Genomic DNA, 14,714 nt, shown 5'->3' on the forward strand with positions numbered 1-14,714 from the left:
CATGGACCTGCTCGTTCCCGTCACCCATCTGCGCGTGCGGCGGCGCCGCGCGGAGGGCCAGGTGCACCTCATCCTGGACAACTACTACTTCGACCTGGACGAGGGCACCGATGCCGTCTGGCGCGCCTGTGACGGCGTGAGGACGGTGGTCCAGGTGGCCGAGGTGCTGCATCGCGAGCGGGGCTGGGACCTGGAGCTCGCGCTTGCCGTCACGCGCCACACGTTGGGCGCCTTCGTTCAGCAGGAGCTCGTCTCGCTCGTGGCTCCTGCTTCTTCTTCCAACCCTTCAGCAGGCGGTGAGAACCATGAGTGACAGCAACGGCCACCTTCCCATCATCGGACGTGCCTGGCATCCCTCGACGCGCGAGCCCGGGCCGCTGCATCCCGCGATGCGGCTGTCCCTGGCGAGCTGGGTCCGTCCCGACGGGCTCGCGCGGCGCGAGCTGGTGCTCGGTGGGGCGCAGGGCGAGCCCTGGGAGGTGATGACCATCGACAGCGAGAGCGCGGAGAAGGCCTGGCGCGTGATTCCGCTGTTCGACGGGCAGCGCACGCTCTCGGAGCTGGCGCGGGAGACGAAGCTGGGTCTGGAGCTGGTGTCGTCGGTGGCGCAGGACCTGTATCACCGCGCGGTGTTGGTGCAGACGAGCGCGTTCGAGGTGGACGCGCTGGCGTACTACGAGCACCTGCGCTCGCTGGCGGGCATCGCGCAGCAGCGCTGGGGGCCGTCGGCGATGTTGCACCGGTTCTGGACGGGGCCGGTGTCGCGGCGCCTGGCGGTGGGGTACCTGCTGGAGAACTACCACTTCGCGCTGGCGGCCTCGTCGCACCAGAGCGCGGCGGTGGCGTCGCAGCCAACGGAGCGGTTGAAGACCATCCTGAGCGAGCACCTGTCGTTCGAGTACTGGCACCACGCGTGGTTGAAGCGCGGGTTGCTCGCGGCGGGGTTGACGGAGGTGGATTTGGAGCGGGCGTCTCCGCTCATCTCGATGCAGGCGCTCATCAACCACCTGCGGTGGTTGGGCATGGCGGATCCGCTGTCGTACTCGGCCTGTATCGGCGTGGGGGAGGGAGACCCGACGGCGCTGGCCACGGTGGGGAAGTTCTGGGAGCGCTTCACCGAGCACGGGGTGTTGCCGGTGGAGGCGTACGGGCCCTTCCGGGACCATGACGTGGGGGACTGCAGTGATGACCACGACCAGTTCGGGCGGGAGCCGTTCGCGGACTCGGGGCCGTTGACCGCGGCGGACCAGGCGCGCATCCGTCGCAGGCTCATCACGTTCTGCAGATTGACGATGGCGTACCACCGCGAGCTGCTCGACTTCTACGGTCCGGACGAGGGGCCGCTCGTCTTCACCGTGGAGGATTGAGTGGCGGCGCCATGAGCGTGCTCGCGGACAGCGTCGAGACGTTCGCCCTGGATGCGCGACGTGTGTCCGGGGTGCTGCGCATCCTGCCGGAAGAGGTCCGTCGACATCTGGAGCGCGCGGGGCGCATCCGTGTCTTCGCGCCGCAGGAGTTGGTGGCGACGCACGGACAGCCGTGTGACTCGGTGCTCCTGGTGCTCGAGGGGATGCTCGTGATGGGGCACCTGGGCGCGAGCCACGGTGCGTTCCTCCGGGTGACCCATGTGGCGGCGGGGGAGCTGTACGGCACGCACGCGCGTGACGTGGGGGCGACGCACGGGTTCGATGTGGTGGCGAGCGGCGGCGCGCGGGTGCTGGAGGTCCCGGGTGCTGCGTTCACGGAGGCGCTGGCCCTCGACGAGACGGGTGGACTGAAGGCGCTGCTGTGTCCCGCGCTGCGACGGGCGTTGCTGGACCTGTTCGTGGAGGACGTGGAGCCGGAGGGCGCGCTGCGGCTCGCGGCGTGCTTCCGGGAGAGCACGGTGCCGGAGGGCACGGTGCTCATGCCCGCGGGGGCCACGGCGGCGGAGTGGTGGGTGCTGCGCCAGGGCTCGGTGCGCTACGGCGAGCGGGCCCTCGGGCCGGGCGAGGACTTCGCGCTGGATGCGCTGCTCCTGGATGCGCCCGTCTTCGCCGCGGCGACGGCGCTGGAGCCGAGCACGCTCTTGTCGGCGCCCCGAGGGGCCACGGCCGAGGTGCTGCTGCGCTTCCCGGGAGTCCGCCGGGCGCTGGGGCGACGGGTGGCTCGCAGCAGCGCGCAGTTCAACCGCTGGCCGCACGTGGTGCTCACGGATGTGAGCGCGCCACCCGAGGTGCCCCCGGAGGAGGAGTCCTCCCTGGAGCTGCCCGAGCGACCCAGCGCCGCGTCGGGATGGAAGCCGGTGCCGTTCTACCGCCAGCAGGAGCACATGGACTGTGGGGCCGCGTGCCTGCGCATGGTGGCGCGGTACCACGGCCACGAGCTGGACTACCCCTCGCTGATGAAGCTGGCGGGCGTGAGCCGCTACGGCACCAGCCTGTTGGACCTGTCGCGCACGGGGGAGCAGCTCGGGTTCATCACCACGGGCATCCAGGCGGATTGGGAGCTGTTGCGCTCGGTGGACCTGCCGGCCATCGCGCACCTGCAGGACCGGCACCACTTCGTCGTGGTGTGGCGGGTGACGCGCAAGGGTGTCGTGGTGGGGGACCCGTCGTTCGCGACGCGCACGATTCCGCGAGAGGCGTTCGAGCGTTCGTGGAAGGGGATGTTGCTGCTGCTCAAGCCGTCGGACCGGATGACGACGGCGGTGGCGCCGCTGGCCCCGAAGCAGCGCGAGCAGTCCGCGCTCGGGCGCTTCTCGGTGCTGCTGCGCCCCTATCGCTGGGCCATCGCGGAGCTGGTGGGGCTGTCGCTGTTGTTGCAGGTGTTGGCGTTGGCGTTCCCGCTGGGGAGTCAGGTCGTCATCGACCGGGTGTTGATGCGAGCGGACACGGCGTTGCTCGACGTGCTGCTCGTGGGGTTGCTGGGGACGGCGGTGGTGTCCGGGGTGTTGTCCTATGCGCGCAGCTACCTGGTGCTGGAGGCGTCCACGCGCATCGAGCGCGACGTGGTGGAGACGCTGTACCGGCGCATCCTGGATGGGGCCTCGGGCCTGTTCCAGCGCTTCACGACGAGCGACATCCTCAACCGGTTCCTCGAGGTGGGGTTGGTGCGCGGGTTCATCGTCGACAACGCCATCGCCATCACCATTGACGTGGCGTTGGTGTTGAGCACGGCGGCGGTGCTGACGCTGTACTCGCCGGTGCTGGCGGTGCTGGCGTTGGCGTTGATGCCGTTGCACCTGTTGGTGTCGGCGGTGGTGGGGCGGCAGGTGCGCAACCACACGGTGGCGTACCTGTCACAGCATGACCTGTACCAGACGCACCTGATGGACTCGTTCAAGGGCTTCGAGTCGCTCAAGGCGCACGCTTTGGAGCTGCCCTTCCTGCGCACGATGCAGCGCCTGTTGGCGCCGTCGCTGCAGCACGGCTTCAAGGCGGCGATGCACGGGGCGATTGGCGCGAGTGTGTCGCAGACGTTGGACCTGATGGGCAGCGCGCTGGTGCTGTGGGTGGGCTCGAAGGCGGTGCTGCGAGGAGAGCTGACGGTGGGAGCGCTCATCGCGGCGACGCTGTTCGCGCGGCAGATGAGCGGGCCGTTGGTGCGACTGGCGACGCAGTGGCGGGACTACCAGCGGGTGCGAGCGCATCTGGAGCGGGTGGGGGCGGTGCAGGACGTGGCGGGGGAGGGGGACAAGCGGGCCTCGGCGGTGTTGGAGCTGCCGAGGGTGAAGGGGCACCTGCGGTTTCGCGGGGTGAGCTTCCGCTATGGGAGTGGCAGGGAGTCCAACACGTTGGAGCGGTTGGACTTGGAGTTCGCGCCGGGCGAGGTGGTGGCGCTGGTGGGGCCCTCGGGGTGTGGGAAGAGCACGCTGGTGCGGCTGCTGTTGCGGTTGCATGACCCGAGCGAGGGGACGGTCTCGATTGACGGCTACAACCTGCGGGACGTGACGCCCGAGTCGGTGCGTGGGCAGATAGGGATGGTGACGCAGGAGACGCAGCTGTTCTCCGGCACGGTGTTCGACAACATCGCCTGTGGGCGTCCGGTGACGGAGCAGGCGGTGGTGAGGGCGGCGCAGCTCGCGGGGGCGTACGACTTCGTCACGGAGCTGCCGTACGGGTTCCAGACGTTGGTGGGGGAGCGCGGGTTGACGTTGTCGGGAGGGCAGCGGCAGCGGGTCATCATCGCGAGGGCGTTGGTGACGGACCCGCGCATCCTCATCTTCGACGAGGCGACGGCGGCGTTGGACCCGCTGGCGGAGCAGGCGATTCACGACCGGCTGCGAGACATCGTGCGAGGGCGGACGACGCTCATCATCAGCCATCGGCTCCAGACGTTGCAGCACGCGGACCGCATCGTGGTGATGAACGAGGGGCGCATCTCACAGATGGGGACGCACGAGTCGCTGATGTCGGCGCAGGGCAAGCTGTACAGCGCGCTCGCGCAGGCGACGCCGAACTGGAAGCGCCATGGCACGGAGGTGGGGCATGGCGGTGAGTGAGGACGCGTATCGCGAGCTGCTGCCGGTGCTCGACTTCCCGAGGACGCGGCAGGTGTTGCGGACGCTGTACCTGGTGTGCGCGGGGCTGGCGTTGCTGGGCTTCGGCGCGTTGTGCTTCATCGAGCTGGACGTGGTGGTGCGAGCGCAGGCGGTGGTGGCGCCGGTGGGGGAGACAGCGCGAGTGCAGGCACAGCGCTCGGGGGTGGTGGCGGACATCTCGGTGCGCGAGGGGCAGCCGGTGGAGCAGGGAGCGGTGCTGCTGCGCCTGGATGACGCGCAGGTGCGGACGCGCTTGAAGCTGCTGGAGCAGCAGGTGGCGGAGGCGCGAGGACGGGTGTCGATGTTGGAGGCGCTGGTGGCCTCGCGAGCGGACGCGTACGGGGTGCAGGTTCGCGTGCGGAAGGCGACGGCTGTGGAGACGGTGGCGAGGCTGGAGGCGGCGCGAGCGCAGGTGAGCGCGAAGGAGCGGGAGGCGGAGGCGCGAGCGAGGGATGCGCGGCAGGCCGAGCAGCTGAAGGCGAAGGAGTTCGTGGCGCCGGTGGAGGCGGAGAACGCGGCGACGGAGGCGGAGGTCGCGCGCTCCCAGGTGGAAGCGGCGAGAGCGGCGGCGCGCGAGCTGGAGGCGAGCCTGGGGCGGCTGGAGTTGGAGCAGCGGGGGTTGGAGGGGGACGCGAGGGTGGCGTCGTTGGCGGACGGGGCCGCGTTGGCGGCGGCGAAGGTGGAGTTGGAGCGGTACGAGGGAGAGCTGGAGGAGACGCGGCTGGAGGTGGCGAGGTGGGAGGTGGTGGCGCCGCGAGCGGGGACGGTGCAGGGGCTGACGGTGTTCGACCGGGGAGACGTGGTGCAGGCAGGGAGTGTGTTGGGGTTGGTGGTGCCGTCGGAGGATGCGTTGGTGGTGCGCGCGGCGGTGACGTCGGAGGGAATCACGTTCCTGCGAGAGGGGCAGGCGGTGCGCATCAAGCTGGACGGCTATCCGTTCCAGGATTTCGGTGTGTTGTTGGGGGAGCTGTCACGCGTCGCGGGGGACACGACGCGGAGGCAGGACGACACGCTGGGGGCCTCGCCCTATCGAGTGGACGTGAGGGTGCCGGAGGCGCCGCGTTCCACGGCGGGAGTGCCCGTGAAGCTGCGTCCAGGGATGACGGGCACAGCCGAGTTCGTGGTGCGCCGCGAGCGACTCGTCTCCGCGTTGATGCGCCCGCTGCGGGGCGTGGACAGCCTGGGGCACTGACGGGTTTGACAGATGTTATACGGCTGTTTAAATCAGGTTGGCGAATTTAGCGATTTTGAATCGAGTCGAGTGATTCAAACCCCTGAATAAACAGGGATTCCTTTGCTGCTGTAGCGGAGTGCCCGCATGCTGACCAACCTCGACGACCCCGTCGCGCTTCCTCCCGAGAAGCGCCCTATCGCCGAGCAGATCCATCTGCAGCTCACCCAGGGAAAGGCCGCGTCAGGGGCTCGCCCGAAGTCGCCGGTCCTGCTCTTCCCGAACGGCGCTCAGGTCGAACTGCCGCCAGAGGCCGCGGAGTTGCTGCGCACGCTCTTCGCCGCGCTTGCCAAGGGAGAGCCGGTGAGCATCGTGCCTTCGAGGAAAGCGCTGACCACGCAGCAAGCAGCGGACTTTCTCAACATCTCACGCCAGGGACTCGTCAATCTGTGTGAGTCCGGGAAAATCAAATACACCCGAAGCGTCAAGCATCGACGCATCCTTTTCGAGGACCTCCTGCGCTATAAGCAGCAGCGGGACGAGGCAAGGGCGAGTGGTCTTCGAGAGCTCACGCAGCTCAGTGAAGACGACGAGGATTACTACAGCTAGGGCCGGTCGAAGCACGCCGGCCCGCTGCGGGGTGGGGGCGTGTTCCCAGCGGTCTTTCGGGTGTTCATCGACGCGAACGTGTTCTTCTCGGGAGTGACGCGCGACACCCTGTTGCGCGTCGCTTCGGCCGGTCTCATCCAACCGTATTGGAGTGACCGCGTCCTCGAAGAGTTCCGACGGAGCCTGATAGCGAAGAGGAACCGCACCCCGGAGTCGATCGACAGGACGCTCGCCCTGTTGGAGCTGCATTTCCCCGACTCGAGGGTGACAGGCTACGAGCACCTGGAGCCCAGCATGAGAAATCATCCGGGGGACAGGCATGTCGCCGCCGCGGCCTTCAAGGCGCAGGCGCAGGTCCTGGTGACCAACAATCTGAAGCACTTCCAGAAGGAAGACCTGCCCGACTTCATGGAGGCGCAGTCCGCTGACGGCTTCCTGCGGAATCTCTTCGACCTTGATAGTGAGACGCTGCTCCAGATTCTCCGACAGCACGCCGAGGAGAAGAAAAAACCTCCGCAGACCTTCGAGCAGCACCTCAATGCGCTGTCGAAGCCGCTCCCGGGTTTTGTTCAGGACGTGCGCGACTATCTGCGCTTGCTCGACTCCGACCCGGATGGAAGCGCATAGCGCGCTGCCTCAATCCCTCGCCCTGCGAGCCTCCTCGAGCAGGCTCAAGTCCACCAGCCCGCTGATGTCCGACGCGGGGATGAAGTGCAGCTCCTGCGCATGCCGCGCGGCCGCCGCCAGCGCGGAGCCCACCGGGTCCAGGCTCGGCTCCAGCCGTGAGAACGCCCCCTGCAGAATCGGCGGCTTCAACGGCTTCTTCGTCAACTGCCCGAACGCCGCGTTCACCGCCGTGGCGAACGCCTCCGGCTCCTTCTCCCACCGCTCCGTCAGCTTCACGTGCGCGCGCAACAGCGCGACGATGCGCGGCCGCTGCGTCTCGATGGCCTTCCGCGTCGTCACCACCACCGTCGTCGGATACCGCCCACCCGGCCACAGCGACTTCTCATCCACCAGAACCTGCCCGCCACCCCCCGGCTCCAGCAGCATGCGCGTGCCCCACGGCTCGGGCACCCACGCACCCTCGATTCCCCCGCGCAGGTACTGCACCAGGATGTCCGAGTTGCTCAGCGGCACGATCTGCAAATCCCCCGTGCCGTCCAGGTTCGTCTCGATGCCCTGCTGCTTCAGCCAGTAGCGCAGCGCGATGTCCTGCGTGTTCCCCAACTGCGGCGTGGCCAGCTTCTTCCCCTTCAGCTCCGCCGCGCTCTTCGCCGTGCGCGTCACCAACACCGCGCCCCCGTTCACCGCGCCCGCGATGACCCGCAGCTCGCGCCCCGCCTTGAGGAACGTGTTGATGGACGGCCCCGTGCCCACGTAGGACACATCCAACGAGCCCGCCACCAACGCCTCCATCGCCGCGGGCCCCGCGTTGAACTGCTTCACCTCCAGCTTCCCCACCCCAGGCTCCGACGCGAACGTCCCCTCCGCGTTCCCCACCAGCGCCTGCGCATGCGTGATGTTCGGGAAGAACCCCAGCCGCAGCGCATCGTCAGGCCCTCGCGCCGACTCGCGCTTGCACCCGACGCCCATCAACACCACGACCGCCAGGAAACGAAGAAGACGCATAGGCACCCAGCAGAAGGACGCGAAGCCAGCACTGGCAACACGTGTCACGACACGAGCGTCGGGCGCTTCACATCGCCGGCTGCAAACCCCAGCGCCGGCGCAGCCGCCCCTCCACCGTCTGGAAGAAGACACGGTCCACCGTCACGCCGATGAGCACGATGGCCACCATCACCGCCATCACCTGCGGCACGTCCATCAGCTCGCGCCCCACCGTGAGCAGCTGCCCCAATCCCCCGGACACGAACAGCAGCTCCCCCGCGAGCAGCGCGCGCCACGCGAAGCTCCACCCCAGCTTCAACCCCGTCACGATGCCCGGCAGCGCCGCCGGCAGCAGCACCCCGAACTGGAAGCGCAGCCCGCGCACCCCCAACGTGCTCGCCACACGCAACAGCTGCGGGTCCACTCCCTGGATGCTGTCCTCCGTCGCGATGGCGATGCCCAGCACGCTGCCCATCACCACCACGAACAGGATGGCCCCGTCCGTCAGCCCGAACCACAGGAGCGCCAAGGGCAACCAGCAGATGGACGGCAGCGCCTGCAGCCCCATCACCACCGGCTTCACCGCGTTGCGGAAGAACGCCAGCCTGGCCATCAGCAGGCCCAGCGGCACGCCGATGCCCACCGACATCACGTACGCGCGCCCCAACCGTCCCAATGAGCGCAGCGTCGCGCCCCACAGCTGCCCGCCGGACGCCAGCCGCCAGAGGCTCTCGGCCACGGTCATCGGCCCGGGGAACAGGTACGAGGACCAGATGCCCATCCGGGCCACGCCCTCCCACACGCCGAGCAGCAACAACACCAGCCCCAGCTTCTGGGAGTAGTTCTTGAGCGCCGAATCACGCTTCATGGCTCACCTCACCGGACGAGGCAGTCCCGCCACGGGCAGCGCGGCGGAAGGCTCCTGGGCGCGCGGGGGCTCGGGCTCGGGCTCGCTCTCGCGCTCCACCTCGCGCAAGAGCCCCTGGATGTGGCGCACCATCTCCGTGAGGGCCGCGTCGTCCGGATGACGCGGCATGGGCAGGTGGACCTCCAAATCCCTCACGATGCGCCCGGGCCGCGGAGCCATGAGCACCACGCGCGAGCCCAGCATCAGGGCCTCGTGCACGTCGTGCGTCACGAACACCACCGTCTTGTGCGTGCGCATCCAGATGGACTGCAACAGCTCCTGCATGTGGATGCGCGTCTGCGCGTCCAGCGAGCCGAACGGCTCGTCCATCAGCAGCACCGTCGGGTCCACCGCGAGCGCCCGCGCCAGGCTCGCGCGCATCTTCATGCCGCCGGAGAGCTGGTGGGGCAGCGTGTCCTCGAACCCCTGGAGCTGCACGCGGCGGATGTACTGGTCCGCGCGCTCCTTGCGCTCGGCGCGAGGCACCCCCCGGGCCGCCAGGGCGAAGGTGATGTTCCCCCGCACCGTGAGCCACGGGAACAGCGCCGCCTCCTGGAACATCAGGAGCCGGTCCGGCCCTGGCCCGCCGATGCTCTGTCCATCAATGGACACCGTGCCGCCAGTGGGGCGCACGTGGCCCGCGAGCGCGTAGAGCAGCGTGGACTTGCCGCAGCCGGACGGGCCCAGGAGGCAGACGAACTCACCCGAGCGGACGTTCAGGTCCACGTCCTTCAAGGCCACGACCTTGTTGCCGTAGCGATGCCCCAGCTGGGTGACGGAAATCTTCGCGCGCGCGGCGCTGACGTCGGCCGGACGCAAGAAGCGCAGCGAGCTTCGCCATCGGCCGAGGAGGGCACGCAGCATCGGCCACAAGCTAGGCACATGTACGCAAGACGGAAGGGGGTGTGGGCTGCCTCGGGGGCACCCGTCACCCTGCTTCCTCGCTCGCCGGGAGGGGAGTGTCGTCTCCTCCACACTCCGTCATCGGCCTCCGGACCTCTTCGCCGGACGTCCGAAAACTAGGGATGCCTCCGCCGCTTGCTTTCCGCGCCTGCTCGACCGCCTTAGACCCGGGGGCATGCTGAGTGTCGTGACCGATGTGCTGGGGGACCTGGTGGTCGGGGTGCTGTCGGTCTTCGCGAAGGACAAGCGCGGCGGCGCGTGGGCCCTGGTGCTCTACCTGCTCCTGGGGTTGGGGCTGGGGGGCCTCAGCGCGATGTTCTGGCCGGAGCCGCTCGTCGACGACTTCGAGGGCGCGCTGCTGCTGGGGTTGGCGTCACCCATCCTGGCGGGCGCGCTGGTGGCGGGCTTTGGGGGCGTGAGCGTCTGGGATTGGCGCTATGCGTTCGACCGGGCGCGGTTCGGCCTGGGCTTCGGCGTGACGCTGGGCGTGGGGCTGGGGCGCGTCATCGGGTTGCTGGTGTCCTAGCGTCCGGAACGAGGGGGGTTCCTTTCCCGGGGGAAGCTGGGGGAACCTGCGCGCAATGCACGTGGGGAGATATCAGCTCGTCCGCAAGCTGGCGACGGGCGGCATGGCGGAGGTGTTCCTGGCGAAGGTGGCCGGGCCCGGGGGCTTCGAGAAGACGCTGGTGCTCAAGCGCATCCTCCCGCACCTGGTGGAGGACCCGTCCTTCGTGGAGATGTTCCTGGAGGAGGCGCGGCTGGTCGCGCAGCTCAACCATCCCCACATCGTCCAGATCTTCGACTTCGGTGAGGCCGAGGGCAGCTACTTCCTGGCGATGGAGCTCATCGACGGGCCGAACCTGCGCCGCTGGCAGCGACAGGCCGCGTCGAGAGGACGCCCGCTGGCGCCCAACATCTGCGCGAAGGTGGTGGCGCTCGCGGCGGAGGGGCTCGCGTACGCACATGACTTCGCGGACCCGGGCACGGGGCAGCCGCTCGGGTTGATTCACCGGGACGTGAGCCCGGACAACATCCTGGTGTCGCGGCAGGGCGCGGTGAAGGTGGTGGACTTCGGCATCGCGAAGGTGGCGGGGCAGAAGCACCGCACGCAGACGGGCATCGTGAAGGGCAAGGTGGCGTACATGCCACCCGAGCAATGTCAGGCGGACCCGCTGGACCGGCGCGTGGATGTGTATGCGCTGGGGGTCGTCCTGTATGAGCTGCTCACGGGGCGGCTGCCCTTCGAGGGGGCCACGGAGCTGGCGATGATGCAGGCCATCGTCTCGCGTCCGCCGGTGCCGGTGAGTCGCCACCGCGCCGATGTCCCGAGCGCCTTGCAGGCCATCATCTCCACCGCGCTCGAGAAGGACCGGGAGAAGCGCTATCCCGACTGTCGCGCGCTCCAGGCGGACCTCGAGCGCTTCGTGTTGTCGACGGGCGAGCCCGTGGGCGCGTATCAGATTGCGCAGTCCGTGGAGCAGGTGGTGGAGGAGCGCGCCACCGCGACGCCCGCGCCCATCACGAACCGCGAGGCCCAGCGCACCGCGCCCTCGGGCCCCGCGCGCGAGAAGCGGGCCGAGGCGAGAGACGCGGCCGTGTTCGAGCAGACGACCCAGCGGCGGCCTCACAAGGACGTGGGTGCGACGCGCGGGAAGAAGCGCGTGCCGGCGGCTGTCGCGGGCGTGGTGCTGCTCGTCGCCGGTGGTGGCTATGCGCTGCTCGGGAGAGCGCCGTCCGGGCCCGTGGTGCCCGAGGTGTCGGTGAACAGGGGTGTCACGACGGAGGCACTGCCCGTTCCCTCCGACGCGAGGCTCGCCGAGACGACGCCCATGGAGGGAGTGCGACCCGTGCCTTCCGAGGTGAAGCCCACGCAAGGAGAACAGCCCGCGCCCTCCGGCGTGGAGCTCTCCCAAGCCGAGGAGGCCGCGCCACGGCCGACAGAGCCCTCCGCGCCCGATGCGGACGATGGCCTCCTCGCACCCGTGACAGGCAACACCGAGGGCACGCAGCGCAAGGGCGGCTCCGCGCGAGCGGTGACAGGGACGGTGGAGTTCCGCATCCGCCCCTATGCCGTCGTGTATCTCGATGGCAAGAAGCTGGGCGAGACGCCACTCGGCATCATCGACGTGGCCGAGGGCAACCACACCATCACCGCCGTGAACTCACGGCTGGGCAAGCGCGTGACGCGCAGCTTCGAGGTGAAGGCGGGGACCGCGAACGTCTTCAAGCTGAACCTGACGCAGGAGTGAGCGACGTCGAGGCCTGTCGAGTGCTCGGGCGAAGTCCCCGCTCGTGGACCCGCCGTGGAAGGTCTCGACGCGCGCCGGAGTCGCGCATCGCCCTCCCGCCAGCGCACGCCACCCCGCGCTACGGCTCGTCCTTCTTCGCCACATCCGGGGACGCGGGAGGAGGCTCCTCGGGCTTCTTCTTCGAGCCCATCACCGAGTCGAGCGCCGAGCCCAGCGCGTTGCCGACGTTCTTCCCCAGCGTGGACCCGGCGGCGCCCAGCTTCGAGCGCAGGTCCTTCTTCTGCGGCGCCTCCGGCTCCGGCTCGGGCGCGACGGGGGCGGGGGCTGGCGTCTCCTGGACCGCGACGGCTGGGGGCACCTCGGTTTTCGCAGGGGCCTCGGGCTCCTCCACCTTCGCGGGAGGCGCGGCCGCGGAGGCCGTGCCCTGCTGTCGCCGGACCTGCTTGCGCACCGACTCGAAGTCCCGCTCCACCTTGGGACCCGTGGCGGCGGGCAGCACGGCATCGGGCTTCAGGGACAGGCCCGCGCGGAACTCCTCCAGCGCCTGCTTCCTGCGTCCCAGGTCCGACAGGACCAGACCCCGGTAGAGCGCCACCTCGACCTGCTCGTCGGGGGTGGAGGCCACTTGCCTCGCCTGGGTCAGCCAGTGGAGGGCTTTCTCGTACTCCAGCGCTTCGTACTGCGCGCCCGCGCGCTCCATGCGGCGGCGGAACGGGCTCACGTCCTCCGCCAGGGCCAGCCCCGGCGCGAACCAGGCCCACAGCACCATCACCCATGCCCCCCAGCTTCTCAGGGTTCTAGACGCTTCCATGTCTGGCAACGCTAACACGGAGTCCCCGGACAGGAACCGGCCCGCCCCCGGGGCGATATCCACCCGTGCTCACGTCATTCCGAGACGCGGGCTGCTTCCAGGCGTCGGTGCATCCGCGTGCGCCACGCGAGCCACAGGCTGAACACGAGCAACCCCACGCCCACGCCGGTGAAGGCGCCGCCCACGCGCAGCGAGGAGCGTCGGTCATCCCGCGTCACCTCCAGCGACTGCGTGGCGGGCGAGGCGAGGTAGCGCTCCACCTGCTCCTTCACCGCGGTGGCCTCGCTCTCGACGGTGGCCCACTGGGCGAACAGGGGCAGCTTGCCCTGCGTCGTCATCAGCTCCGGCCGGAAGATGGGCACGGACTTGCGACGGGCGCTCTTCGTGCGCTCCACCTTCACGGACTGAATCGCGTCCAGCGGCAGCGTGGCCACCGGCTCGCGCGTGAGCCAGCCTGACTTCGTGAGCGTGCAGGGGCCGCCCGGCGCGCAGTGCAAATCCATCCGCGACTTCCCATCCAGCAGCCACAGGCCGAGCACCAGGAACGGCAGCGCGAGGATGAGGAACGCCACCGTCCCAATCGCCGTGGAGCGGCTGGCCAGGGGCTTGTCGTCGTCGATGGGGATGGCGGGGGTGGGCTCGCTCACAAGCTCCACTCATAGACCCGCGGGCCCCGGCCCGCAGCGGTTTCGTGCACCCCTCGCGTCGGAAAGAAGCCCCCAGGCGGCGAGCGAGCGGGCGCACCGCGCCTTCCACCCCGAGCCCCCTGGTGTCACGGCCTCCGGGTGAACACCTCAGACAGGATTCCGCACCCGCCTGTCGCAGGAGCCGCGCATGAAGGCCGTCGCCGTCTTTCCCGGGAAGCGAGCGGTGCGCGTCATCAACGACGCGCCCGAGCCCCAGCTCCAATCGCCGACACAGGTGAAGGTGCGCACCCACGAAGTGGGCGTGTGCGGCACGGACAAGGACATCGTCTCCTTCACCTACGGCTCGCCGCCGCCCGGCCTGGACTACCTCATCCTCGGCCACGAGTGCCTGGGCGAGGTCATCGAGGTCGGCTCCGCCGTGAAGGGCGTGCAGAAGGGCGACCTGGTGGTGCCCCGCGTGCGCAGGCCCTGTCCCCACGCCATCTGCACCGCCTGCCGTGGCGGCCACCCCGACTACTGCATCACCGGCGACTTCACCGAGCGCGGCATCAAGGAGGCGCACGGCTTCTGCTCGGAGTTCTTCGTCGAGGACGTGGCCTACGTGCACCGCGTCCCCTCGGAGCTGCGTCAAATCGCGGTCCTCACCGAGCCCCTCACCATCGCCCAGAAGGGCCTGCGCCAGCTGGGCCACATCCAGGAGCGCCTGCCCTGGAGGCCCGCGCCGGGGCGCGCGGTGGTGCTCGGCGGCGGACCGGTGGGCCTCTTGGGCATGCTGGCCCTGATACGGCGGGGCTTCGCCACCACGGTGTACTCGCACAAGCGGCCGCCCAACCCGAAGGAGGCCATCGCGGGCGAGGTGGGCGCGCCCTACCTGTCCACCCAGGACGTGTCCGCCCAGGAGCTGGTCCGCCGCGTCGGCGCCGCGGACGTCATCTACGAGGCCACGGGCGTGGCGAAGGCCGCCGTGGACGTGCTCGGGGCGCTGGCGCCCAACGGCGTGCTCATCCTCACGGGGGTGCCGTCGCACGGCGAGGAGCTGACGGTGGACGGGGCCGCGCTGCTCAAGCAACTGGTGCTCCACAACCAGGTGGTGTCCGGCACGGTGAACGCGGCGGCGCTGGACTTCGACATGGCGCTCGAGGACCTGAGCCACTTCCGGGCGACGTGGCCCGGCGCGGTGGAGCGGCTGCTCACCGGACGGTATCCTCCCGAGGCCTTCGTCGACGTGGTGACCGGCAAGGTGTCGGGCGGCATCAAGAACGTCATTTCCTTCCGTTGAAGCGA

At 69.5% G+C, this 14,714-nt stretch carries 14 protein-coding genes; 9 read left to right on the top strand and 5 right to left on the bottom strand.

What is annotated here, in order from left to right:
• The first annotated feature begins 1 nt into the window (after position 1).
• The 6 genes from K8625_RS26250 to K8625_RS26290 all read left to right on the top strand — a co-directional run bounded on the left by K8625_RS26250 (position 2) and on the right by K8625_RS26290 (position 6,929).
• Positions 2 to 313, top strand: coding sequence for a hypothetical protein (locus tag K8625_RS26250; RefSeq protein WP_223784233.1), 312 nt, complete (start codon positions 2 to 4; stop codon positions 311 to 313).
• Positions 306 to 1,367, top strand: coding sequence for an iron-containing redox enzyme family protein (locus tag K8625_RS26255; RefSeq protein WP_223749465.1), 1,062 nt, complete (start codon positions 306 to 308; stop codon positions 1,365 to 1,367). The genes K8625_RS26250 and K8625_RS26255 overlap by 8 nt, the downstream gene beginning before the upstream one ends.
• A gap of 11 nt (positions 1,368 to 1,378) precedes the next feature.
• The gene (locus K8625_RS44255; RefSeq protein WP_305070918.1) at positions 1,379 to 4,483 is read left to right on the top strand and encodes a peptidase domain-containing ABC transporter; all 3,105 of its coding nucleotides are present in this window, start codon (positions 1,379 to 1,381) and stop codon (positions 4,481 to 4,483) included.
• The gene (locus K8625_RS43860) at positions 4,470 to 5,714 is read left to right on the top strand and encodes an HlyD family efflux transporter periplasmic adaptor subunit (RefSeq protein ID WP_255665981.1); all 1,245 of its coding nucleotides are present in this window, start codon (positions 4,470 to 4,472) and stop codon (positions 5,712 to 5,714) included. Before K8625_RS44255 ends, K8625_RS43860 begins: the two co-directional genes overlap by 14 nt.
• Positions 5,715 to 5,840: 126 nt before the next feature.
• On the top strand, positions 5,841 to 6,302 hold the full coding sequence (locus K8625_RS26285; RefSeq protein WP_223784234.1) for a helix-turn-helix domain-containing protein: 462 nt from the start codon (positions 5,841 to 5,843) through the stop codon (positions 6,300 to 6,302).
• A gap of 39 nt (positions 6,303 to 6,341) precedes the next feature.
• The gene (locus K8625_RS26290) at positions 6,342 to 6,929 is read left to right on the top strand and encodes a PIN domain-containing protein (RefSeq protein ID WP_223749462.1); all 588 of its coding nucleotides are present in this window, start codon (positions 6,342 to 6,344) and stop codon (positions 6,927 to 6,929) included.
• A 9-nt stretch (positions 6,930 to 6,938) separates the two neighbouring features.
• Here the strand turns inward: K8625_RS26290 and K8625_RS26295 are convergent, their stop codons facing one another.
• The 3 genes from K8625_RS26295 to K8625_RS26305 form a co-directional block, all read right to left on the bottom strand.
• The gene (locus tag K8625_RS26295) at positions 6,939 to 7,934 is read right to left on the bottom strand and encodes an ABC transporter substrate-binding protein (RefSeq protein WP_223784235.1); all 996 of its coding nucleotides are present in this window, start codon (positions 7,932 to 7,934) and stop codon (positions 6,939 to 6,941) included.
• Between the two features lie 67 nt (positions 7,935 to 8,001).
• Positions 8,002 to 8,781 carry an ABC transporter permease gene (locus K8625_RS26300; RefSeq protein ID WP_223749460.1) on the bottom strand — a complete coding sequence of 260 codons (780 nt, stop codon included), beginning with the start codon at positions 8,779 to 8,781 and terminating at the stop codon, positions 8,002 to 8,004.
• Positions 8,782 to 8,784: 3 nt separating this feature from the next.
• Positions 8,785 to 9,684 carry an ABC transporter ATP-binding protein gene (locus K8625_RS26305; protein WP_223749459.1) on the bottom strand — a complete coding sequence of 300 codons (900 nt, stop codon included), beginning with the start codon at positions 9,682 to 9,684 and terminating at the stop codon, positions 8,785 to 8,787.
• A gap of 214 nt (positions 9,685 to 9,898) precedes the next feature.
• Here K8625_RS26305 and K8625_RS26310 point away from each other — a divergent pair, with 214 nt between their 5' ends.
• Positions 9,899 to 10,249, top strand: coding sequence for a hypothetical protein (locus K8625_RS26310; protein ID WP_223749458.1), 351 nt, complete (start codon positions 9,899 to 9,901; stop codon positions 10,247 to 10,249).
• Positions 10,250 to 10,304: 55 nt separating this feature from the next.
• On the top strand, positions 10,305 to 11,972 hold the full coding sequence (locus tag K8625_RS26315) for a serine/threonine-protein kinase (RefSeq protein WP_223784236.1): 1,668 nt from the start codon (positions 10,305 to 10,307) through the stop codon (positions 11,970 to 11,972).
• A gap of 118 nt (positions 11,973 to 12,090) precedes the next feature.
• On the opposite strand, the gene K8625_RS26320 is transcribed toward K8625_RS26315, so the two are convergent.
• Together K8625_RS26320 and K8625_RS26325 are read right to left on the bottom strand one after the other, a co-directional pair.
• Complete coding sequence (locus tag K8625_RS26320) at positions 12,091 to 12,783, bottom strand: tetratricopeptide repeat protein (RefSeq protein WP_223784237.1); 693 nt, start codon at positions 12,781 to 12,783, stop codon at positions 12,091 to 12,093.
• Positions 12,784 to 12,857: 74 nt separating this feature from the next.
• Positions 12,858 to 13,430 carry a hypothetical protein gene (locus tag K8625_RS26325; protein WP_223749455.1) on the bottom strand — a complete coding sequence of 191 codons (573 nt, stop codon included), beginning with the start codon at positions 13,428 to 13,430 and terminating at the stop codon, positions 12,858 to 12,860.
• Positions 13,431 to 13,617: 187 nt separating this feature from the next.
• Between K8625_RS26325 and K8625_RS26330 the strand changes: the two genes are divergently transcribed.
• Positions 13,618 to 14,709, top strand: a complete 1,092-nt coding sequence (locus K8625_RS26330; RefSeq protein ID WP_223784238.1) for a glucose 1-dehydrogenase — start codon at positions 13,618 to 13,620, stop codon at positions 14,707 to 14,709.
• Positions 14,710 to 14,714 lie beyond the last annotated feature (5 nt).

It is taken from the genome of Myxococcus sp. AS-1-15 (assembly GCF_020037055.1).
Taxonomy (GTDB): Bacteria; Myxococcota; Myxococcia; order Myxococcales; family Myxococcaceae; genus Myxococcus; species Myxococcus fulvus.

Excerpts from the sequence above, each read along its gene's own strand:
- K8625_RS26250 (WP_223784233.1), top strand. The coding sequence starts at position 2 with ATGGACCTGCTCGTTCCCGTCACCCATCTGCGCGTGCGGCGGCGCCGC.
- K8625_RS26255 (WP_223749465.1), top strand. The coding sequence starts at position 306 with ATGAGTGACAGCAACGGCCACCTTCCCATCATCGGACGTGCCTGGCAT.
- K8625_RS44255 (WP_305070918.1), top strand. The coding sequence starts at position 1,379 with ATGAGCGTGCTCGCGGACAGCGTCGAGACGTTCGCCCTGGATGCGCGA.
- K8625_RS43860 (WP_255665981.1), top strand. The coding sequence starts at position 4,470 with ATGGCGGTGAGTGAGGACGCGTATCGCGAGCTGCTGCCGGTGCTCGAC.
- K8625_RS26285 (WP_223784234.1), top strand. The coding sequence starts at position 5,841 with ATGCTGACCAACCTCGACGACCCCGTCGCGCTTCCTCCCGAGAAGCGC.
- K8625_RS26295 (WP_223784235.1), bottom strand. The coding sequence starts at position 7,934 with ATGCGTCTTCTTCGTTTCCTGGCGGTCGTGGTGTTGATGGGCGTCGGG.
- K8625_RS26300 (WP_223749460.1), bottom strand. The coding sequence starts at position 8,781 with ATGAAGCGTGATTCGGCGCTCAAGAACTACTCCCAGAAGCTGGGGCTG.
- K8625_RS26305 (WP_223749459.1), bottom strand. The coding sequence starts at position 9,684 with ATGCTGCGTGCCCTCCTCGGCCGATGGCGAAGCTCGCTGCGCTTCTTG.
- K8625_RS26310 (WP_223749458.1), top strand. The coding sequence starts at position 9,899 with ATGCTGAGTGTCGTGACCGATGTGCTGGGGGACCTGGTGGTCGGGGTG.
- K8625_RS26315 (WP_223784236.1), top strand. The coding sequence starts at position 10,305 with ATGCACGTGGGGAGATATCAGCTCGTCCGCAAGCTGGCGACGGGCGGC.
- K8625_RS26320 (WP_223784237.1), bottom strand. The coding sequence starts at position 12,783 with ATGGAAGCGTCTAGAACCCTGAGAAGCTGGGGGGCATGGGTGATGGTG.
- K8625_RS26330 (WP_223784238.1), top strand. The coding sequence starts at position 13,618 with ATGAAGGCCGTCGCCGTCTTTCCCGGGAAGCGAGCGGTGCGCGTCATC.